Source organism: Chryseobacterium sp. WG23, assembly GCF_024586575.1.
Taxonomy (GTDB): Bacteria; Bacteroidota; Bacteroidia; order Flavobacteriales; family Weeksellaceae; genus Chryseobacterium.
The window spans coordinates 1-23173 of sequence record NZ_JALCZE010000013.1 but is presented as its reverse complement, the minus strand read 5'-3'; the positions used below and the strand labels follow the sequence as shown (position 1 = coordinate 23173).

General features: G+C 36.6%; 16 protein-coding genes and 10 tRNA genes. 25 read left to right on the top strand and 1 reads right to left on the bottom strand.

Annotated features, from left to right (window positions below; all coding sequences use genetic code 11):
- Positions 1–194 precede the first annotated feature (194 nt).
- The 25 genes from MP477_RS18715 (at position 195) to MP477_RS18595 (ending at position 22409) form a co-directional block, all read left to right on the top strand.
- Positions 195–839, top strand: coding sequence for a hypothetical protein (locus MP477_RS18715; RefSeq protein ID WP_257191568.1), 645 nt, complete (start codon positions 195–197; stop codon positions 837–839).
- Entirely contained in the window at positions 839–1972 is a 1134-nt protein-coding gene (locus tag MP477_RS18710; RefSeq protein WP_257191567.1) for an AAA family ATPase, read from the top strand. The genes MP477_RS18715 and MP477_RS18710 overlap by 1 nt, the downstream gene beginning before the upstream one ends.
- Positions 1945–2688 carry a hypothetical protein gene (locus MP477_RS18705; RefSeq protein ID WP_257191566.1) on the top strand — a complete coding sequence of 248 codons (744 nt, stop codon included), beginning with the start codon at positions 1945–1947 and terminating at the stop codon, positions 2686–2688. Before MP477_RS18710 ends, MP477_RS18705 begins: the two co-directional genes overlap by 28 nt.
- A complete protein-coding gene (locus MP477_RS18700) occupies positions 2679–5057 on the top strand; it encodes a hypothetical protein (protein ID WP_257191565.1) in 2379 nt (792 codons plus the stop codon). The genes MP477_RS18705 and MP477_RS18700 overlap by 10 nt, the downstream gene beginning before the upstream one ends.
- On the top strand, positions 5047–6741 hold the full coding sequence (locus MP477_RS18695) for an APC family permease (RefSeq protein ID WP_257191564.1): 1695 nt from the start codon (positions 5047–5049) through the stop codon (positions 6739–6741). Before MP477_RS18700 ends, MP477_RS18695 begins: the two co-directional genes overlap by 11 nt.
- Positions 6731–7753 (top strand): soluble NSF attachment family protein, encoded by a 1023-nt coding sequence (locus MP477_RS18690; protein WP_257191563.1) that lies wholly within the window; start codon positions 6731–6733, stop codon positions 7751–7753. The genes MP477_RS18695 and MP477_RS18690 overlap by 11 nt, the downstream gene beginning before the upstream one ends.
- A 246-nt stretch (positions 7754–7999) precedes the next feature.
- Positions 8000–8128, top strand: a complete 129-nt coding sequence (locus tag MP477_RS18685; protein ID WP_167449355.1) for a penicillin-binding protein — start codon at positions 8000–8002, stop codon at positions 8126–8128.
- 568 nt (positions 8129–8696) lie between these two features.
- Positions 8697–8768 (top strand) — tRNA-His (locus tag MP477_RS18680).
- An 8-nt stretch (positions 8769–8776) separates the two neighbouring features.
- A tRNA-Lys gene (locus MP477_RS18675) sits at positions 8777–8850 on the top strand.
- Between the two features lie 7 nt (positions 8851–8857).
- Positions 8858–8931 (top strand) — tRNA-Arg (locus MP477_RS18670).
- 68 nt (positions 8932–8999) lie between these two features.
- A tRNA-Pro gene (locus MP477_RS18665) sits at positions 9000–9071 on the top strand.
- A 74-nt stretch (positions 9072–9145) separates the two neighbouring features.
- Positions 9146–9219 (top strand) — tRNA-Ile (locus MP477_RS18660).
- A gap of 5 nt (positions 9220–9224) precedes the next feature.
- Positions 9225–9296 (top strand) — tRNA-Asn (locus MP477_RS18655).
- Between the two features lie 535 nt (positions 9297–9831).
- A tRNA-OTHER gene (locus MP477_RS18650) sits at positions 9832–9966 on the top strand.
- An 81-nt stretch (positions 9967–10047) separates the two neighbouring features.
- A tRNA-Glu gene (locus MP477_RS18645) sits at positions 10048–10119 on the top strand.
- A 237-nt stretch (positions 10120–10356) separates the two neighbouring features.
- Positions 10357–10429: transfer RNA gene (locus tag MP477_RS18640), tRNA-Phe, on the top strand.
- A gap of 45 nt (positions 10430–10474) precedes the next feature.
- Positions 10475–10547: transfer RNA gene (locus tag MP477_RS18635), tRNA-Gln, on the top strand.
- Positions 10548–10735: 188 nt separating this feature from the next.
- Positions 10736–11221, top strand: a complete 486-nt coding sequence (locus MP477_RS18630; RefSeq protein WP_257191562.1) for a ribonuclease H-like YkuK family protein — start codon at positions 10736–10738, stop codon at positions 11219–11221.
- A gap of 61 nt (positions 11222–11282) precedes the next feature.
- Complete coding sequence (locus MP477_RS18625) at positions 11283–11654, top strand: cyclic-phosphate processing receiver domain-containing protein (RefSeq protein ID WP_373567439.1); 372 nt, start codon at positions 11283–11285, stop codon at positions 11652–11654.
- 4 nt (positions 11655–11658) lie between these two features.
- Positions 11659–12672, top strand: a complete 1014-nt coding sequence (locus MP477_RS18620; protein WP_257191560.1) for an RNA ligase, Rnl2 family — start codon at positions 11659–11661, stop codon at positions 12670–12672.
- 233 nt (positions 12673–12905) lie between these two features.
- Positions 12906–13457: a 3'-5' exonuclease gene (locus MP477_RS18615; RefSeq protein ID WP_230039760.1), complete on the top strand. Its 552-nt coding sequence runs from the start codon at positions 12906–12908 to the stop codon at positions 13455–13457.
- A 120-nt stretch (positions 13458–13577) separates the two neighbouring features.
- Entirely contained in the window at positions 13578–15551 is a 1974-nt protein-coding gene (locus MP477_RS18610) for an AAA family ATPase (protein WP_257191559.1), read from the top strand.
- Between the two features lie 295 nt (positions 15552–15846).
- The gene (locus MP477_RS18605) at positions 15847–18378 is read left to right on the top strand and encodes a DUF6493 family protein (RefSeq protein ID WP_257191557.1); all 2532 of its coding nucleotides are present in this window, start codon (positions 15847–15849) and stop codon (positions 18376–18378) included.
- On the top strand, positions 18359–21055 hold the full coding sequence (locus MP477_RS18600; RefSeq protein ID WP_257191556.1) for a DUF6493 family protein: 2697 nt from the start codon (positions 18359–18361) through the stop codon (positions 21053–21055). The genes MP477_RS18605 and MP477_RS18600 overlap by 20 nt, the downstream gene beginning before the upstream one ends.
- Positions 21056–21059: 4 nt before the next feature.
- Positions 21060–22409: an SWIM zinc finger domain-containing protein gene (locus MP477_RS18595; protein WP_257191555.1), complete on the top strand. Its 1350-nt coding sequence runs from the start codon at positions 21060–21062 to the stop codon at positions 22407–22409.
- 111 nt (positions 22410–22520) lie between these two features.
- On the opposite strand, the gene MP477_RS18590 is transcribed toward MP477_RS18595, so the two are convergent.
- Entirely contained in the window at positions 22521–22967 is a 447-nt protein-coding gene (locus MP477_RS18590; protein WP_230039255.1) for a VOC family protein, read from the bottom strand.
- Between the last annotated feature and the right edge of the window lie 206 nt (positions 22968–23173).

Here is a 23173-nt window from a genome sequence, read left to right as displayed (position 1 = left end):
TTAGCAATAACGCACTCATGAAATTTCATGAATGTTGGAAAATATAAAGTTGCAAAGTACAACCTGTAGAGTTTCATTACATCAATTAGATCATCTTCACTGTTACATCAAAACAAAAAAAGATTCAGTATCTGATATCAATCCTTGAGTTAAAAATTTTATTCTCAACGAAATAATTCTATTTTTGTTAAATGATGGAAGCCAAATCACCATTCTTAGATACGATCTTTTTGCTCAGAAAAACTGAATGCATTACTCTTTTTTCAGACTTACAGGAGATTTCTCCCAAAGAAGAAGGAGAGGCAGAGGACTATTTTGAAACAGAATTTGAAAAGGAAAGGCTTGAATTTTTATCTGGAAGAATGCCATGTGACAGAGCAGCAGCAGTGTGGGCAGGAAAAATACTGTATCACAGTGCACAGCTTTATCTGATCAGGGAAAACACAGCAAAAAATATAGACCGCCTTATTTCCAGGTTTAAAGGAAAAAAAGATGTCTCTTCTGTACTATCTGCGGATATGTCTTTAAGATTCCTTCCACAGATCATGGTAGCATTGAATACACTGGATCCGGAAGATGTTTTGATTGGGATGCTTGAAGATATTCTGACAGAATTTCATTATTCGGGAATAGGATATGATCTTGATCTGAAGCATATAAGCTGGGAAGAAGAATTAAAAGACCGTACGTACCGGAAGCTATATCTCGAAAGAATTCTTGAAAAAAGAGATTATAAACGGGCAGAAATTCCGGCGATCAATACAATGCTTATTGCAGAATTGGGAATGCATAAAGATGCATTCTGGAGAGAACTAAAAATAATAACTGAAGAAAATTAATGACTCAGAATATCAATAAACTTAATACAGTCCTTACCTACGTAAAAGATACTTTTGTAGGGAAAAATGATGTAGTCGATCTACTGGGAATCTGTCTTTTGGCAAGAGAAAATGCTTTTTTATACGGTCCCCCGGGAACTGCAAAATCAGCCATTGTCAGAACATTGTCCAAAACGGTAAAAGATGGGAAAAACTTTGAATATTTATTAACCCGTTTTACAGAACCCAATGAGATCTTCGGACCTTTTGATATCAGAAAATTAAAAGAAGGTGAACTTCTTACCAATACAGAAGGAATGATGCCTGAAGCGTCCATGGTATTCCTGGATGAGATCTTCAATGCCAATTCCGCTATTCTGAACTCACTGTTGATGGCTCTCAACGAGAAAATATTCAAAAGAGGAAAAGAAACTAAACAGTTGCCGGCGCTGATGTTTGTAGGTGCAAGTAATGTTCTTCCCGAAGATGAAGCATTAAATGCATTATTTGACCGTTTCCTGGTGAGAATCAATGTAGATTATGTAAATCCCGAGTTACTCCATCAGGTTCTTTTAGCCGGAAGGAAACTTGAAAATGAAGAAGAAACTGAAACTCCTGAAATTCAGGTGCATGAGATCAGAGAGCTTCAGAATTTATGCAGAACCATAGATCTTAAACCTATTTATGAGGTGTATCTGAATACTATTATAAATCTACGAAATACAGGAATTGCCATTTCAGACCGTAGAGCTGTAAAACTTCAAAACCTGATTGCTGCTAGTGCCCTGATCTGCGGAAGAAATGAGGCCATTCTCTCGGATCTCTGGGTTCTGAAACATATCTGGGATACAGAAGAGCAGATTGAAATCCTGGAAGGAATCATCAACAGGACTGTTGAAAAGGATGACCACCCAAATTCCCATCCACAGGCGATGCACAACAAAACGCCCAATCCGGAAGAAGTAATGAAGGATGTGAAGATCCTTACCGATAAATGGAATGGTGGAACACTGAGTTTTGAAGAACAGAATGTGATTAAAGATAAACTGAGATACCTGCAGACCCGTTGTGACTGGATCAGGAATCCTGAACAGAAAGAATATATCCGGCAAGAAATTGAAAGCTTATGGCAGAAGATCCTTCAAAGTGTATAAAAGAATTTTGGGCAGAACTTCCCCGCAGGAATGAAGATTTCCTGGGGTCAATCAGAGACTGGAAAAATGTACTGATTGCAGTGGACGACGAAACGATTTGGCTCAAAGGTTTTACCGATGAACAGATTATAGCTTCGGAAATTCATCAGTTTCCAGATTTTTTACTGTATGAGCTGCATGATGGTCTTTTATTCCGGAAAGATGCATTGGTTCCGAGTAAAAAAATGCGCTCTGCTTTACTTTGGACGTCGATAGATAAGGCATTGCGCCTTACATTTCCGGCTTCCAATCAAAATTATTTCGGAATTAGTGAAAAAATTCAGATCCGCTTAAAGGAAAACAATGAAGAACAGCCGGTAATTGCTTTATTAAGCCTAATATCAGACATTAGTGAAAGCATAGCCGGAACAGCAAAATTCAAACTTGAAAGAATAGACTGGACAATCATAGGGGATAAAGCACTGTTCTTAGGAACACCGTTATTAAGCCTTCCGGGAAAAACATATTGGACAAAAGACAAGCATCTTTTACCTTCGGGATTGGATTTTGAGTTTAAAAATATGAGTATATTTTTACAGCAGAAATATAATAAAGAATCAGACGGGTGGCTTTTATGGGATGAAAATGGAAATTATCTTTACTTAAAGGATACCGATTTCCGTCAGTTGTCTGTCAGCTCATTCCGTCTTACTGAAAAATCAAAAGAATGGAATTAAAGGTATACTTCCAGTCCTATGAAAATTATTTCTGGGAATGGAAAACCGATGAAGATGTTCCCGGTGATTCCGGATATCATGATCATAACCTGCTCTCTGTCCCGGGAGTGGGAGCCATTGCTTACAGACCTTATGTAATGGAAATCCTGAAGGAGCTTCAGCCACAGGGATGGCCACCTTTTGGAGCATTGCTGATGGTTTTATATGCCACACAGGAAGGATACACCGATTTTGAAACTCCCTTAAAACGTACAGCTGAATTTTACAGTGTCGGGAATTTTGAGTTTAATGCAGAAAGAGAAATAGAATTTCTTGAAAAAATAAAATCACTTCCCAAAGCTTATAAACAGGGGCAGAATAGAATCATACTTTTGCAGACTCTCTTTAAAGATGTACATCACAGACTATCTTCTGTGAATGCAGAACTTAATCTGAATGCCTATTATAAAAGACCTCACGAACTCGCTTCAGGTGCGGAAAAACAACATGCCGGACCATCTGTTTTAAACAGAGATTTAAAAGCATTGGATCTCAATGAAAAATTTCCTACCGTTCAGTCTATCATTGACGCGATGAAAGGACTTGTGGAAGAACCTGAACTCGATGACGAACTTGTACAGGAAGAGACAACCTCAGATACCGATAAAGATTTCATTAGGGAATTGGTGGAAGAGCCTAAAACATTTCAGGTAGGGAGCCTTATCAAAAGAATCTGGAGCGGACTGAAAATTCCGATGCGCCACCTTTCTCCGGGAGAGCAGCCTATAGGAGGAATTTCCGATATGACCAATAAAGGCGACTTTCACAGGATGCTTCTTTCAGAATTTGCCAATGAGGATGAAATATTTATGAACCGCGTGGCCAATAATGAAGCCCTTTATATTCAGAGAGAGATTCCACCTGAAGAAAATATTTTTGAGAGAGTGATCCTGATTGATACCTCCCTTAGAAACTGGGGAACTCCAAAAGTGCTTGCTTTTGCTGCAGCTTTGGCCATTATTAAACATCCCAAAGCCCATTCAGAATGCAGGGTTTTTGCCTTAGGACAGGATAGTGTTCCAATGTCGCTTAACACGGTAGAAGAAGTTGTTGAAAACCTGAATAAAGTGAGCCCTGTTCTTGAAGTTTCAGAAGCCCTGGAAAATTTTTTTAGTGGGCCGCATTCTGAAAAAGATATTGAAGTGTTCTTTATTACCCATCAGGAAAGTACAAAAGATGAAAAGGTTCAGAAAGTAATCCATGAAAATAGAGAAAGGCTCAAATTTCTGGTAACAACCACATCAGATGGCGAGATCAATTTCTATAAACATGATAAAGGGGCAAGAAAACATATTCAGAAAATAAAACTTCCTTTGCCTGAATTATGGGCCAATCCTCCAAGAAGAAAATATTCTTCAGAAAATAGTAACGGAAAGAAAACAGATCTTCCCCAAAACTATCCTATTTTATTTCCAATGCCTGCCGGTAAAATTGCCCAGTTTTTATATGAAGGAGAATTTTTTGTTTTGAGTTCAAAAAAGGATTTGCTGAAAACGTATCTGTCAGATAATTATTATGACAGACATTCTTATGATTATTATAAAACATTTCATGGCTGTGAAGTTTTATTCGAAAAGGTCTCTGTAAAACCAAGAGGACAGTTTGCATTGGCAAAAAATAAACAGCAGCATTTTATCCTGTGCCAATATCAGGCCGATAAAAAATTAATTTCCAAGCTTAATATCAATACCAAAGAATATTCTGAGCAGAATCTTACCGGAATGAATATTGGGGATTCCTATGAGCTGCTGTATTTTGGTAAAAGCTTTTATCTGTACCATCCTGGAAATCCTGTTCATTACAAAATAAACATTGATGGAAATATTTCGCTGGAAACCGTTTCCGGTAAAGAAAAAGAAATCGAAAGAAACAAAACAAAAGTGGAAGCCGAAGTAGCTAAACTTGACAGAAGCGGATTGAAAATTATCAATAGTTTTAACAAAATCGGAATTAATGATAATCATAACCTGGTTGTTTCAGCCAATGAACTGAGCAGTCTCTATGAAAACTCATTAAATCTTTATAAAAATAAATCGGAAATTATAATTTTTGCAGAACAGCATAAAAATAAATTTACCTTTCCTGATGGAAGCGAGATTATTACGGATTCCCGTGGAATATTGACTTTCAGAAGCAGTAATAAAGGAATTGAAGAGTTTTTTATCCCCTCTACTGCCTATGGATTTTTATCGCTGGCCACGTATACAGAGTTTGGAGGTTCAGAATATTATCTTCCCGAACATGCTTTGATGAAGGTGAAAACAATGGAAGAAATGTGTTCCCGGTTTTTAAAAGCATTTATAGAACAGATCTTGGATTATGGAGCTTAGAATTAAACCTTTTCCGAAAAATAAATTTCCTAAAAAAGGGCTTTTAATTAAAGGCTCTTCACCGGTCATATGGCTTCAGGAAATGGAAGATCTTGATATCAGCTTAAGTCAGGTAGAATCTTATGCTATTCCATCCGATACCCCCAATATACTCTACGGGTGTTTTCTTATTTTTAACGATCAAATTCCACATGAGATTGGGAGAAATGCTTACTTCCAGTCGGTAAATGACAGATTTTTTATACCGGAACATACAGTCTTTTATCCTAAGATTAATCCGGAAGACTGGGAACATCTGGATTCCCGGTTTATCATTATGCATCCTGAGTTTGGATTGGTCAAACTATCGGAAGAAATCAATTGGATTGCTTTAATTCAGGAACCCGGAAAAATAGAGGAAATAATCAGAAGACCTGCAAACGGTGTTCACATTGCTCAGAACATTGAGAGTTATACTGTAGAAATGGATGATGAAAAAATCCTGGAAGCATTACAGCCGAAGCAAACTGAAGAAGAATGGACGAAGAACCTGCCCTTTGATCTTAAAAAGGTAATGGCCGGAAATAAAAAAGAAATTGAAAAGTATTTAAAATATATTGAAAAATATCCTGAAAGAGCAATCGAATTAGGAGTTCCTTTGGATATTATGGGGACTTCCAGAGGAAATGGTTTTGAAAAATTTTCCTGGTTTGAAGGTTTATTTGGAAACACTGGTGGAAAACCTGAAACTAAAAGGGCTAGAAACTCCCGCCGGATATTTTGGGCAATGTTGGTGATTGCTGTCATCTTAAGATTTGCATTACCCTCAGATAAAGATAAAAAAGAACAGGAAGAAACTGGTGCTTCTTCGGGAAGTATTGTCACCGATGCAGTAAAAGACCCTTCAGATATGGTTGCCTTCCAATCCGGAATCTCGGAAATTGATCAGAAGATTGATTCTATATATCAGGATAGAAGGGCCGTTTTATCTAAAGAAGTTCATGTCGCAAGCACAATGATATCAGCTAAAGAGAAAGAAAGGGAACAGTACAGAAAATCAGGAGGACGAAATCTTAATGAAATTAGTCCGGATATAGACAAGCTTGTTGCCAAAGAGAAACAAAGCAGGGACTCCCTCAAAATAATCTACAGCAGAAAAATCAAAAAACATATTGAAGCGAGAACTGAAAAGCTGAAACGGAAGCTTTCGGATTCCCTGAAACAATATAGCAGGGGGAAACCTGTCAATGGAGATGTGGTAAAATACCTTGTAAGAAAGAAACAGGTCCTAATGGCAGATTCTTTGGGAAGACTTTATGGAACCATAGACCTGGTGGATGCTTCTTCAGCACCCGTTGGAAAATCTAAGATCAAAGGTGTGGAACCAGGAGGAAGCAAGCCTGAAGAGAAGGCTGCGGTTTCCGATATTCTTTATCTTATTATTTTTATGATCGGTGCGGTGGGAATCTATCTCTTTATCTTTAAGAAAAAAGCCTTACATCTGGGAGGTGATAATGTGCCGGGCTGGATAAAATTTCTTTTAATTGCCATACTTGTGACGATGTTGATATACCTGTTTTATCCGTTGGTGAAAATGTTCGGTTACAACTGGTTTGTATGGGCTCTTATCATTTGTGTTATACTGCTTCTTTACCGTTTGTTCAGGGAAGATAAAACCATTTTAAACACCGAAGATGATGAATAAACAGAAATTTACAGACAAATTCATGGCTGCTTTTGTCCTTTTAGTAATGTTTAAGGTAATTGGAATCGTAGCCCAGCTGTTTCATGAAAGTTTCTGGAGTGTGGTGGGCACATTGGTGATTTTCTTAGTGGTAGCATTTATTATACTTATCGTCATCGCTGCTTTAAAAGATAAAGAACAGAATGCACAAAACTCAGGGAAAAGAGGTGCCGGAGGAGGGAGCTTTTATCTTGAAAGTTCATTGTTTGACAGGATCAGAAGTAAATATGAAGAACTGGCAGAAAAATATATCGCCGAAAAAGAGTATAAAAAAGCGGCAAAAGTCTACATGAATTTACTTCAGGACAATTACAGAGGGGCAAAAACCCTGGAAGATGGAGCATTTTACAATGAAGCTGCTGCGGTATATCTTAAGAAATTAAACAACAAATCCGATGCTGCCATCTGTTATGAAAAGGCAAAACAATATAAAAAATCAATTGAGCTTTACAGAGAGATGGAGCAGAAGGAAAAGGTAGGAGATCTTTATAAAGAAATTAATGATCTTAAAAATGCCCACGCTTATTACCAAATGGTTGCAGATGACTATACTGCGAATAATCAGATGGTAAAGGCTTCTTTGATCTACCGTAAAAAGATGGAAAATAGAGAAGAGGCACAAAAAGTGTTGTTAAAGGGTTGGGAAGAAAATAAAGATCCTTTCAACTGCCTTAATAACTATTTTGCCAATATCCATGATGTTCAGAAACTGGAAACGGAAATTAGAAATTTATATGAAAAGACTCCGGATTATAAAAAGATGACCTACCTGGATGCCATGAAACATGAGTTCAGAAAAGATCCGAAATTACAAACGACAACCAGAAACATTGCCTATCAAATCATTGCAGAAAAAATAGGAATACGTTCAGAAATTGTAAACGAACTAAAATATTTCAATCCTGATGATGAGGTAATTCTGAAAGATATCTCCAGGTTTAAAACCGGCAGAAATAAGATGTTTAGAAATTGAGAGTAATGAAATACCTCTATTGGTAAAAAAACAAACGGTTGAAAATGACTGGCTGCTTCATCAGAATTAATTTAATTGATTCTCTTTTAGCCCTAAAACATTCTATGTAAAATCTATTGAAAAAATAGTAGAAATTTTAAAGCCAGTTGTGGCAAAAAAGAGTGTTTAAAACGATTGTTTTATTACTCCATCCTGCGAGAACTATAAAATAATTACAAAAAATATTTATCTTTGCCCCAGAAAATTATGACAATACAAAGAGCACATATCAATGCAGAACTATGCGGACGCCCTTCTACAAAGGGGTTGTTCGGATATGAATGGACGATATGGAATGAGGCAAAATGTGCTGACTTTGGAAATTATTTACTGTAAACTCGTAAAAATTTAATCAAAATACTGCAAAAACGCCTCGAAAAATCGAGGCGTTTTTTGTTTTTTAGGTCAGAAATTATTTAGAATGAAAAAAAATAACCATAAACATGAAAATTTAATAACTAACAATGAAACTTTAATACGATAAAATAGAGTGATAAGCAACCCGGTGAGAGACAGTCATTTAGGTAATTAATATATCCGCAAAACATTGCGGACAGATATTTCTTATTCTTAATTAATGACTTAATTATTTGATTTACAGTGGGTTGTATTTGAAATTTATTTGCAGGTTTCAAGAAAACATATTTACTTTGCAACCGAAAATTGAAAGCAACAGGTTTTCAGGATTTCAAAAAATAATTTAAAAACAAACAAAAAATAAAATGAAACAATTACATAACATATTCAATCTATATTCAAGAGTATTCGGACAAGAGCCGATATCTCCTCTGTGTATTATTGATCGTGGAATTGTGGATAAAAGGTGCTTATATACGTGGGTCAGTGAATGATCTATTACGTTAGAATATATGAAGCACCTCCCGAAAAGAGGTGCTTTTTTTATGGTTTCTTTAGCTTATTTGGTAAAGCGCCGGTCTGTGGAACCGGAGAACAGGGTTCGATCCCGAAGATACCAAATTATAAAATCTCATAGCTCAAGTGGTTAGAGCACCGGTCTTTTAAACCGGGAGTTGAAGGTTCAAATCCTTCTGAGATTACTAAACCGGTTCCGTAGCTCGACTGGATAGAGCATGGGTTTTCTAAACCCAGGGTTAGAGGTTCGAGTCCTCTCGGGATCACAAAGATTCACGGAAAATTTCAGCTCCGACTGTCTCTCGGAAAAGAATTTTGAAGTGAATCTGCAAAACTGGAAAGATAACGGTGGTTGTTTACCCGTCTTGGACGTGGGAGGTCGCAAGTTCGAATCTTGCTTTCCAGACAAAAAAGTGAATAAGGTAATGGTAAATGTTGCTGTGTAAGTGAATTGATTATTTACTATTCACGTATTAAAATGATTTCGTAGCTCAAGTGGTTAGAGTGTCGGTCTGATACACCGAAGGTTGAAGGTTCGAGTCCTTCCGGAATTACAAAAGATTTTGTAGCTCAATGGTAGAGCATTGGTTTGTTAAACTGGAAGTTGAAAGTTCGAGTCTTTCCAGAATCGCAGATAATAAAATGTTAATTGTTTCAGGAGAAAAGTAAAAGTTTGTCGAGAGCAGAAGATCTTTAAGCCAAACACGAAAATTATAGACAGACTTTTTCCTTCTCCCACAAACTGATTGCCATTGATAAAAAAAAGAAGAGTTTGTCGAGCGTAGAAGTTCTTATATCAAATAAAAAATAATGACAGGCTCTTGTTTTTAAATATCTAAACGAGATGATAGTGGTAAAAATCAATCCATTACCATTCATCATTTATCATCTGATGGTTCGCCGAAGTGGAAGAGTCGGGGCGGTCTGCAAAACCGTTGCATATGCTGAGTGGGTTTTGAAATGTGAAACATTCGTGAATTCAAATAAAAAAATAAGAATGTTATGAACAATCCCATAGCCATCTCAAATAACTAAAATGAGATTAGTTCAGGAGAAAAAATAAGAGTTTGTCGAGCGTAGAAGTTCTTATATCAAACAAAAAAATAGAGACAAACTTTATTTCCTCCTTTGGAAAATGAAACTCATTGCTGGTTACTCATGAAAATGGAAGTACGTCGAAGTTGGAGAGTCGGGGCAGACTGACATGAGGAATGAATTGAACGATTCCTTAAAAAAATGAAAAGGGCAGAGTTAAAATCTGTTGCTTCATTGCTGAGTAGGTTCGAATCCTACTACTTCCACAACCGCTGATAATGTAATGGCAGCATGCAGGAAATATACTCTTGTTGTTTAGGTTCGATTCCTGATCAGTTGGTTTTATTGCTCTAGTTGTCTAATGGTGAGGACGCCTGCCTTTCGAGCAGAAAATAAGGGTTCGATTCCCTTATAGAGTACAAGATATGCATGAACTGGTCAATATTGAATGACAATAATACCATGAAAATTCAAGTTTGAAAATACATTTGGCCAGTCATCATTCACATGGAAATTAGGAAAAGAGAAAGGTTTGTCAAGCGCAGTTGATCTTTACAAATACTAACAGGCATAGTTTTTAAATAGACAGAGCTTTCTCAAACCTAAATAAGTAATGAATAATCATTGAAAAACAAAATCATTACTTATAAAAAGCCGGAAGAGTGGTGTACAAGGTGTGCACGTTAGTCTGAAAAACTAAAGGTACAGGTTCAATTCCTGTCTGTTCCACAAAACATGAATGATAAGTAATGGCATTGCTTATTACTCATAGCCTGATTCATAGTGTAATGGTTGAGCACACAAGATTTTGATTCTTGTAGTTTAGGTTCGAATCCTAATGAATTAACATCATCCACTCCGATATTGTAATGGTAACATTTCAGTCTCCAAAACTGACAGTATAGGCTCGGGTCTGGTTCGGAGTGCAAAAAAAATGAATAGTCAATCCGCATTGCGGTCGGTTTTAAAATTCACTATTGGCTATTTATCAATCAGTAATCATTTATTAATTATCAATAAACATATGTAGAAAAAATGGAAACGCAACAACAAACATGGCAGAATATGAACGGAAAGATTTTCCAACAGTCTATCACGCAGCTGGTAGAAGAAGCCATCATTCGCGAATTGGCAAACGGACACCGTCTGAAAGTATGTGTGGGATCAGATTCTCATGTATATGGAGAAGCCATCAATTATGCTACGGCAGTAGTATTTATTCGTGAAGGAAAAGGAGCGTTTACCTTTATTAGAAAAGAAAGAGAAATACAGAGTATCAGTATCAAAGAGAGAATGCTGAATGAAGTCAACAAATCTGTGGAAATTGCCTACACAATTTGCTCTGTATTGGATACCTATGGAGTGGAAATGGAGGTACACGCGGATATTAATACCGATCCTGATTTTAAATCCAATGTAGCATTAAAAGATGCAATGGGATATATTCTGGGGATGGGATATGTATTCAAAGCAAAACCTTTTGCTTTCGCAAGTTCCAACTGTGCTGATATGATGGTGTAAGCAGATATTGTGACCACTGAAGCAGCAGGAAATGGAGGTTATAAAGAATTAAACTATGGAAATGACAAAAAGATTATTATTTCTGGATGATATAAGGTATCCTGTTCAAGCATATCATTATACCAAGCAGGATGTTTTTCTCAGAAAAGACTGGCATATCGTTCGGAATTACGAACAGTTTGTCAATAGGATTTTGGAAAAAGGACTTCCGGAAATGATCTCTTTTGACCACGACCTTGCAGATGAAAATTATCTGAAAACAGGTTCGTCTGAATATGCTGAAAAAACAGGATATGAGTGTGCCAAATGGCTGATAGAATTTTGTATGGATAATTCTTTAGACTTACCCAAATTCTACTGCCACTCGATGAATCCTGTAGGAAAGGACAATATTATGAGCCTCTTAAAAAATTTTAAAACTATTAAAAACTAAAAAAATGATTTTCAAAACATATAACGCTATAGAAAATGCTTACCAGGCCCGCGTGATCGAACAGATCAGGATGCAGGGTTTTGGAAATGAGGTTTTCATCGTACAGGAAAAAGTTCACGGTGCCAATTTCTCATTCTTTACCGACGGAAAGGAAATTAAGATCGCGAAGAGAACTGCTTTTATTGAAAAAGATGAAAAATTTTTCAATGCCCATCAGATGTTGGAACGTTACAGGAAAAATGTAATTAAAGTGTTTCAGAAAGTGAAAACTATATATCCGGATGTTGAAACTATAGTGATCTATGGCGAATTGTTCGGTGGTGGCTACGAACATAAAGATGTAGAACCGGTAAAAGGTGCTGTAAAAGTGCAAAAAGGTATTGAGTATGCCCCTTACAACGAATTTTATGCTTTCGATATCAAGTTAAACGGAGTCACTTATCTGGATACAGAAATGATCAATTCAATTTTTGAGGAAACCGGATTTTTCTATGCTAAAACTTTGTTTCAGGGTACTTTAGAAGAAGCTTTGAGGTTCCCTAATGTTTTCAATTCTAAAATTCCAACCTGGTTAGGGTTACCGGAAATAAACAATATGTGTGAAGGAACTATTGTAAAGACTTTGAAAACGAAATATTTTGGAAACGGTGCAAGAGTCATTCTGAAAAATAAGAATGAAAAATGGATTGAAAAATCTAAAATGGTGAAAAAACGGGCTAAAACTGTTCAAAAACAAATCCATTTTAGTGAAACAGCTCAGAATATTTGGGAAGAAATACAAAGATATGCAACAGTCAACAGGCTGAACAATGTAGTGAGCAAAATTGGGGAATTTGATCCTAAAATAATAGGGAAAGTTATCGGTCTTTTTGCTCAGGATATTTTGGAAGATTTTGAAAAAGATTTTCCGGCAGTTTTCACAACCATTGAAAAAGAAGAGCAGAAAAGAATCAACAAAAAGTTGAATGCATTAGTCATTGATTTTATCAAAGAAGAATTGATGACCGTTAAAGTCTAGTTTCGGTATTTTTTACCGAAGCTTTTTATGTATAAAACCTAAACCACAAAAGAAGGTAAGCACTTAGTTATTTTTTAGTCACGATGAAACGGTTGAGAAGAACACTCATGTTTTGAAAATACATCCAGTTGGTCATTCCGTAGGAGTCTCAACAGCAAATAAAGAAGATCAGATGACTATTTATTGTGAAGTCCTTTGGTGGTTAAACAACAAATTAAAAAAAAATTAAACAAGTGAAAACAACAGAAAATATATTAATTGTAGACCTTGAAGCGACGTGTTGGAATGACCGTCCACCAAGAGGTCAGGAAAGTGAGATCATCGAAATCGGGGTTTGTATTATGAATGCAAAGACTGGAAAGATCTCCAAAAATGAAGGTATTTTGGTAAAGCCGCAATACTCCAAAGTAAGCCCCTTTTGTACGGAACTTACAACCCTTACCCAGAACATGCTGGATAACGAAGGAATCATGCTGGAAGATGCATTCGATATCCTGAGAGCAGAGTATGATTCCGAAGAATTGACATGGGCCAGCTATGGAAACTACGACCTGAATATGCTTAAAGATCAGGCACGGAGATTTTATCTGGATTATCCCATGGGAGATGACCACATCAATGTGAAAACCTTATTCGGAGAAATTCATCCTACCATAAGAAAAAGTGTAGGAATGAACAGGGCCTTAGGTGAATTGGGACTTACATTGGAAGGTACTCATCACCGGGGAGTGGATGATGCTAAGAATATTGCAAAGATTCTCCATTGGTGCCTGAAAAACTATTAAAATACAGTCATCAACCGAACGATACCATTAACATTGGCTCCTTTGAAAAAGGGAGTTTTTTTATGGACAATATTGCGAATCGTTTTTTATGATTTAACTTTGATCAAAACTTTTTATTCAGTGGAGGCACTCGTCGAATTACTCGAACATACCAGCAGAAGCGTATTTTTGACAGGCAAAGCAGGAACAGGGAAGACGACTTTCCTCAACGATTTTGTAAAAAAAACGCGTAAAAAGCATATCATCGTGGCCCCAACGGGAATTGCTGCAATAAATGCCGGCGGCGTTACCATTCATTCGTTGTTTGCTATCCCGTCACGAACGTTTGTGCCCACCACAGAACACATTGATCCTAATCTGGCAATGAATATCAATGAGCTTTTTCCACATTTCAAATACAGAAAAGATAAACTGGACCTTTTCCGCGAGATTGAACTGATCGTTATTGATGAAGTATCCATGGTAAGAGCCGATCTGCTGGATATGATGGACCATTCTCTGAGACGGGTCAGAAGAAATCAGCTGCCATTTGGAGGAATACAGCTCCTCTTAATTGGCGACTTGTACCAGCTGCCTCCGGTAGTGAGGGATGATGCAGCACACATCTTATCCCAATTCTATGAAACTCCGTTTTTCTTTTCTGCCAAAGCATTACAGAAAATCTCTTTGGTGACAGTAGAGCTCATGAAAGTTTACCGTCAGCAGGATAAGGAATTTCTCGATATCCTTAACGCGGTCCGGCATGCAGATATCAGCAGCCAAAAACTTGCTCAGCTGAATTCCCGGTATAACCCGGAATTTGAGCCTGAAAATGAAGCCTATATTCATTTGTGTTCACACAATCGTATCGCAGATCATATTAATCAGAAAAAACTGGCTGAGCTAGCTGAGGATTCACACTTGTATAAAGCTACGGTGATTGGTGATTTTAAAGAATCCCAATATCCCAATGAGGAAACTCTGGAGTTAAAAGAAGGAGCCCAGATTATGTTTATAAGGAATGATTCATCATCTGCTAAAAAATTCTATAATGGTAAACTTGCAGAAATTTCTTATCTGGATGATGAAATTGTGAAAGCTATATTACACGAAACCAAAGAAGAAATAACGCTTACCAGGGAGGTTTGGGAACATAAAAAATACAGTCTTGATGCTGACAAGAATATCAAAACAGAAATAGTGGGTAGTTTTGAACAATATCCCATCCGTCTGGCTTGGGCTGTTACCATTCATAAAAGCCAGGGACTGACATTTGATCGTGTGATCATTGATGCCGGAAGATCTTTTGCCAGCGGTCAGGTGTATGTAGCATTAAGCCGTTGCCGTACACTGGAAGGAATTGTTCTGAAGTCTGAAATTCTGCAGAAAGCTATATTTAAAGATCTCAGGATTGAAGATTTTCAGGAATCTACCAATGCTAACGATATCTTAGAGGAGCTTCTGGAACAGGAAAAATATGACCATAGCCTTCATAAAGTACAGATGACTATAGATGCAGAATGGATAAAATATGCTGTAATAACCTGGACAGGCACTGCATGGTCAGCAGATGTACCAGATCAGAAAAGACTGGAATTGCTGTCAAAAAATTTTATAACGGAAAGCGAAAAGCTTTTTAAAATTTCTGAAAGGTTTAAAAGGGTCATCCGGCAAATGGCCAGAAGCTTTACGGGAGGAAATAGCCAATGGTCCGAAATTGAAGAAAAATGCAAAGGAGCTGTTGATTTTTTTTATAAAAGAGTGGCTGAAGATTTCCTGTTGCCTTTAAAAGAGTTTTACTCTGAAACGATAGGTACCAAAGGCTTAAAAGCTTATAATGAAGAAACTAAAATATTCCTGTCTGATCTTGGAGACTATATTGAAAGGCTGAAAGAATGCTGCTTACTGGATGTTCCTTTATTTGATAAAACAAATGAAATGGATACCTCTGTACTTGTTGTAAAAAAGCCCACGCACCTGATTACATTCCAATTATTTGATGAAGGTATGCCTCCTTTTGAAATTGCTGAAAAAAGAAATCTTACTCTGCCAACAGTATACAGGCATCTGGCAAAAATGGGCTTAACCGAAGTTGAAAGAACTTTTAAAATGTAATGCCTCTGACAAGATTAGTATCCTTTCGGAACTCTGCTTTTGAAATGTATGTAAGCCTGTTTTTAAATCACCTGTATTATATAAAATCCCCTGCAGTTTAATTTAAAGTTGAAAAAGTAAGATATATGGATCTTTTCTAAACATATATCTTTACTATGGGATTTTAGTGTAATAGTTAAAATATGTGATACTATGGCTTTTATTAACTTAATATTTTGTTAAAAAAATCACTTTTATGGGATAATTTACTGCGTGTCTGGCATTTTTTGTTATTTTAGCCGCCAAGAATGAATTTATGCTTATTGAGGAGGGGTTTAAAGCCATATACTTAAACTATAAAATTAAGGAAATTGTTCCTTTTCTGAAGAAGCTTACACCGAAAGACAAAAAAGAAATTGCCGCTCTTTTAAAGAAATTTATAAACAAAGAATGGGGGCACAATAGTATTTCTGTGTTGGCGGCTTTGGCGTGCTGTAAAACCAAAAATGAATACGAAAATCTAAGCCCTGGATATTATTCTATGCCGGTAGAACTTATTGATGAATTATTTGAATCTTATGTTCCCGAATGGATTGGTGAAAGCTATTTATTTTTAAGAGAAACTGGATATTTAAAAATGCTGGAATGGGAGCAGAAAGGTTATCTTACCGTTGATAATGAAATATGTGCATCCCTGCTTACATCATCTATCTCAGAAGACGAACTAAGCACCTATCCTGTTACCCTGAAGACCCATATCTGGCTTTTATTTGAATATGGATCCTGTATTACGGAACATTATGGCGAAAGAAACTGGAAGGATCTGTTAAAAAATCTTGTTCAAAAAGATAAGATTGACCGCAACAGGGTTTTAAAATCAAGTCTGAAGGCTATTCACTTTAACTTTTCAAAAGAATATAACACATGGTTTTTGGAGCTTTTCGCTTATCTTGAGCCTACAGACAACGAAATCTTGAAATTACAGGAAGAGCTGTTTCTAATTTTTCATTCTACACAACAGTCATTATTTCCGGGAATACTTAAGGCTTTAAATCCTGTTATTACAGAAAAAGAATTTAAAACAGAAGCATTTTTAGATGCTGTAGAACGCCTGTTAACACTTTCTACAAAGAGTGTTTTAAATGGAGTACTGATGATCTTGGAAAAGATTGCAAAAAGCAATAAAGAGCTCAGAGAAAAAATCTGTATTCTCATGATGCCCGTTTTTTTGAATAAAGATAAAGCGATACAGACGAGAGGAGCCAAAATTATTGCTAAATATGGTAACCCGGAATCTGATACTATAAAAGAAGAACTGAGAGGGTATAAAGAGAATTTTCTTTCAGATACCCATACATTATTGGGACAGTTTCTGATTAATGAAGAGAAGCCAGCGCTTAAAGAAGAACAGAACTTCGTAAGTGGTTTATGGTATGTACCACAGCCAATAGCAACTATAGAAACAGTCGAAGATTTTATATTTTTGACTTCCCGGGTGTTCAATAACAAAGAAACCTATCACATCGACCAGTTTCTGGCAACTTTGATGAGGTTTAATAATGAGCTTGAAGAAGATCATTTTAATCAGCTTGAGCCCGCATTTAAAGCAGCCTATAAATTAAAAGGAACATCAGGGTTACGTCATTTATTAGCTACGTTTTTTATCAATTATGGCTTGCTAAAGCAAAAGAAAACCTCTGATGTTCTGCTGGAAGCCCGTTTAGAGTTTCCCCGATTGGAAAATTGGGATGAGAAAAGAACTCCTTTAATTCTCAGGGCCTATCAACAGTTTTTTTTAGATATTTTCGAAGGGTTAAAAGAAGGAAAGAAACTTCCGCTTCTTTCAGTTCCGGATCATACCCCTTGTTGGATTTCTGCTTTTACGCTGATAGATAAAATAAAGATATACCAGAATCAGGATGAACGGCCTATGGCTTTCGACCTGCAAATGGCTGTCCTTAGGGTGAAAAAAGAAAACCTGAAACAGGCTGAACACTATGCAAAAGAGCAGCTCGATGCAGAATATTTTAATTTTCTGAAACCTGTTTTTAACGGGGATTATTTTACAGACAGGTATGAGGATGCCTATCTTGATGGTAATTTTGATTGGAAGCTAAGCCGCAGAAAAGTCTATAAATGGAATAATACGGAGGAAATTCCTCAAGTATTGGTAAGTATTGAAAACCGGAAAGAAATTACGGAGGATTCAACTCTTTTAGATTTTTTATTCAATTCTTATCATGGCGTTTATCATGATGACCTGATTAGTATTGTATATACAGCTCCCTATTTTTCAGGCTCTGTTTTCGCAAAAAAATATAATGAAACTTTGTCCAATGCTGTGTATCAGTATGATATTAAAGGAAATATAGAATTTCTTGATGCATGGATGAAGCTGAATTTACCTTTTCAGCCCATACATTATTTATTTCTATCTGCCGGCTTGCTGAATAAAGATAGAATATTCTCTGGTATGGCTTTTGAAGTACTGATAAATAGGGCGTTTTCAAAGGATTTTGATGCCCGGGAACTGGGAATGTTAATCGGTAAAAATATCAACTTTGAATTGGCTCCGGTTAAAAGACTGACAGATGGACTGGCTGGATGTATCAATTTGAGCTCCAGACATAATCAGCTTTTTGAGAAACTGCTGATTTCCACCCTGGCAGCCATTGAAAAACCTGTTTTTAATCTGAAAAAAATCCTTGAGCTTTATTATGAACTACTAAACCTGAACCAATCTGAAGCGGACGAAGCTATTGCTGAGAAGCTCCAGAATTGGGAAAGAGAAAATAACCTGAAAAAAATTATTCATCAAATTAAAACACATGAAAGAAAGACTTTATGAGATCCTTAACGAGGGAAAAATACATGAGATCGTACCTTTTTTGAAACAGCTTTCTATTGACGAAAGAAAAGCACTTGTACCGACGATAAAAAAAATGGACAGGGAGATCAATAAGATCGTCATGACTAAAAACTCCTACCATACTGCAGGCTCTGCAGACCAGCACTCTATTGTAGATATTGCATCGCTTGCCTGTATGGATCAGAAAAATTTCGGTAAAAATTATTGGAACCTTTTCCGAAATATAGAGCAGACTGAGAAAATACTGGAGTGGGGATGCCCGGACTGGTTTTCAGACTTTATCAATGAGTCTGTAGAGGCAGAATTTACAACATTTAACTATCTGCATGTTTTAGAATGGGCTGAGAAAGGATATATACAGCCTAAACCTGAGCTCCTGGGATATCATTTGTGTAATTATCCCAAAAACCTGGATAAATATCCTGAAACATTGAAAACCCATTTCTGGTATTTGTGTGAATATCCTTCTAAATCATTGCCATTTCATAAGGAATGGTTCCCTATCATCCAAAGGCTGGTTGCAGAAAAGAAAATTGACAGGAAAAGATTTTTGAGAGAATGTCTTCTGGCTTCCAACAGAAATTTTAATAAAAATGTTACGGGTTGGTTTATGGATGCATTTACTGCATTAAAACCAACAGATGAAGAGCTTGTAGAGCTTCAGAATGAATTATTGGCAGGGTTAACGTCTGCCCAATCCAAAGCAATCAATACCATATTGGTGCATTTGAAAAAAATTATTCAGAATCCTGAATTTAAAATAGATGAATTTTCCCATTATCTTCCTAATTTATTGAGTTCTGAAGTTAAAACTGTAGTAGCCTCCAGTCTTATCCTAACGGAAAAAATTTTCCAGAGAAGAAGAATTAATCCAGAGATGTTGGGAATGGCTTTAAGCACAGCATTTGTAAGTAAGGATGACGGAATACAGTCTAAGGCATCAAAGATTATTATAAAATATATCCCTGTTTCTGAAAATATAAAAGAATCACTTTCTCATTATTCAGATAATATACTGGCTAATATACGCCCTGTTTTAGCAAAATATATTGAAGATACGCCGCACGAGCTGGAGAATATTACGACTGAAAGATTAACATTAATTACCAAAGAAAACAGGGTTGAAGAACCTAAAAGCTTTGAAGATTTAATGTTCCTTCTTCCTTTGGCAATAGAAAATCCGGAAAGCTATTATTATGATATTGCATTGGCCGGGCTCATCCGTTTTGCTGATGAGGTAGATACAGAATCTGTAATATTAATAGAACCTGTATTTCTGAAAGCCTGTAAAACGATCGCGAAATGGGAGGTCCCTTATTTTAATGTGATCCTCTGTAATCTGGTTATTAATTATGGATTAAGCTTATTGGAAAAATTCCCAGGCGAACTGAAAAACCTGGAAAAAATATATGCTAAAACCCGTGAGAATGAAGTTTCAAGAGAAGCCTATTCAAGCTATTATAAAAAAATAGGCCCAATAGAAGGGGTTGGAGTAGGAGGTCTTGCTATGAAAGTGTTCAAGGAAATTGCCATTGATGCTTACCATAAAATCCGGTCAGGTGATACAACTCCGTTGCTGTCTACGGTAACCCATACACCTTGTTGGATTTCTCCGGTGAAGCTGGTGGAAAGATTTGAAATCTACCAAAATAAAAATATTGAGCCTAATCAGCTGGATATTCAGCTGGCATTACAACGATGTGCATTAGACGATGCTGCGGAAGCAGTGCCGTTGGTTGAGAAAAATTTGAAAGGAGAATATAAAGATCTCCTGTTGTTCTTGTTTGGAAAATATAAAACTCCAAAAGGGAAATTTGAACATCCTGCCTGGTGGATGACTGCCGGAATCACACGGTCTCAGGATATTACTTTTGAGGAATTTAAAAATTTCGGATATGAAAATATCCCTAAGGAGTTTTTTTCCGGAATGTATGAATGGAAAACAATAGACAGTAATAAGAATTCATATTATCCTGTTGAATTGAACATCAGCATTCCCAAATACCGCTTTGAAAAGAAAAAAGATCAGCTCCTTATGGAGTATTTCATTGCGGAACAAAAGGATTTTTCTGAAATCCCTGCTTTTATGTGGAGTTTCCCAAATGCCCAGGCCAATATTCTTGCCAGAGTTATTAAAATATGCCTGTTCTATTCAGGATTGGCAGAAGTGTATGAAAGAAATCTGGTTCTGAATACTGCCAAAGCCCTTTATCAGATCAAAAAACCTTTGGACGAAATGGGATATCTCTTTCTGGGAACTATTTTCCTCGATGGCGATAAAACAATCAGAGGTATTGCTGCCGAAATATGGCTGGAACATGTTTCCCATCAAATGATCAATAATGCACGGTTAGGAAAAGTAATCGGCCTGCATGAAAAACTGGAATGGGCGCCTGTTAAAAGGCTTACTGATCTTATGCAGCACCATATGCTGAATGTCAGTAAAAATCACAATCACGCATTAGAAGAATTAATATCAAATATATTACTTCAAATGGAAGAACCTGTCACTAATTTGAAAAAATTATTGGAGGTTTACCATGAAGTCATAGCTTTAAACCAGTCGGAAGCTAATAAAGAGGTACAACAAAAACTAAACGACTGGAAAGAAAACTCAAGCCTGAAAAAAATCTGCAATCTTCTTCTTAAAAAATAAATTTATGGAAGATACGCTTATTTACAACTATTCCAGATCATCATCTTTGGTAAAAAAGGGAGCGCTGGAAGAACTGTTTCTTGCAAAATATAGCGAGATTCAGAAGAATACTGATGCCCCCTGTTTTTTCTGGGGTAATGTGAGACAGCCATTTATCCTGGCCCGATGTCTGATTAGTCTTTCTAATATTGTAAAGTCCAGCTTTAATCTTTCTCCATTTCAAATGGCATTACTTAAAGATCCTATTGTGACTGCCGGGAATGAAAGATTACGTTTTGAAGGATTTTCACACTGTGCCGGAGTGTATGCACGTATAGATGTTCTGCCTGAGGGATTGGATGGAGAGTTTCTGGAAAGTGGTACTACAAATGTGGATTTTAATCAGCCTATGATTAATGCGTTAGGAAGCATTCGTCCTAATGAAAGTATTGTACTTTCTGTAGGTGAAAAAGAAGTTGGCCTCTATAAAGAAGAGACAAAAGTAATGGAAAGGAAAGTTCCGCTGCCTTTAAAATGGATCAATGGATTGGGAACCGTTCAGGTTTATTTATCCAAATCAGAAAGGCTGCATACATTCAATAAAATTCAGACACAGCAGCTGTTTAGAGGAATGCCGAAAGGAATAGTGAAATCAGACTACTATCTTATCGTAAGAGGAAATAAACCCATGTTTTCTCCTGTGAAATCTATGGACGCTGTTTGTGTGGGAGGTATTCACAGGCTTCGGCTGCTTGAGCCTCTTCTTCCTTATATAGATCATATGAAGGTTTTTGCCCACCCCAATATGCAGTCTACCACATGGCAGCTTTATATGGGGAATATAAAATTCAGTTTTTCGTTATCAAGAGAAAGCTGGCGCGGATTTTCCGGAGAAGGAGCTGTATTAGAGAATTTAATTAACGATGTTGCTGATGAATGGATAGATGCATTGGATAAATATGCTTATGCCAATCAATCCTTTAATGCAACAGTTCTGGCATTGGAAGAAAATGTCAGCCTGAAAAAGGTTGCTGATCTTACAGGCAGGCTGGCCGCAATGGGAATGCTGGGCTATGATCTGGATGATAATGGATTTTTCTACCGGAAATTGCCATTTAAACTGAGCCGTATTGCAGGACTAAATCCTCGTCTGAAAAATGCTGAAAAACTCATTGAAGAAGGAAAGGTTGAAATCTTACATCGTACTCGAGAAAGAACTGAGGCCAGAGTGGAAGGAACAGGTGTTCATCACACGGTCATTATTGAAGATAAAAAAGAACGCTGTACCTGTGAATGGTTCAGTAAATACCAGGGGGAGAGAGGTCCCTGTAAACATGTTCTGGCAGTGAAAAAGATGGTGAATCAGGTCGATTAAGATTTACTATATAGTTCCGGCAAGCCCTTTGGGCTTGCCGGAGTCCGTTAGAAGAGCTGCCAGAAAATCATTAGTATATTTATATAAAGGATTTCAGGATTTATACCGGATTTATTGAAGATTCATCCATTCTTCATAGGTAAGTACTCCCAGCTCTGGCTTTCCTTCACCTTCCAGAATTGAAATAAACTCAAGCTGGTTGCCATCCGGATCATTAAAATAAATAGCCAGTGCCGGCATCCATGCAAAAACCATTGGCTGAACGGTGCCGTTCTTTAAAAAATTATAGGGTTGTAAATCTTTGTTTTCTAAAAATTCCACAGAATAATTCAGGATATCTTCTTTATCGCCCGTAAATGCAAAATGTCTGGTTTGAAGGTTCTCTTTTTGTTCCCATAATCCCAACATGAACTTCTTTTCCTCTCCAATCCACAAAAAAGCGATAGGTCTTGTCTCATCTCTGTGCGCTAATTGTAATCCTAATATTGTTGTATAAAATTCTACTGCGTTTTCCAAATTACTTACCTGAACATGCGTTTCATATAATCCTGTAATCATAGTTCCCATTTTTAATCATCACAAAGCTATACAACGGATATTTAAAAAGCCGGTATCTGTGATTTCTTAATTTGAAATGAATGATAGAAGGTTTTTATAATGTATAATGTATAATGTATAATGTATAATGTATAATGTATAATGTATAATGTATAATGTATAATGTATAATGTATAATGTATAATGTATAATGTATAATGTATAAT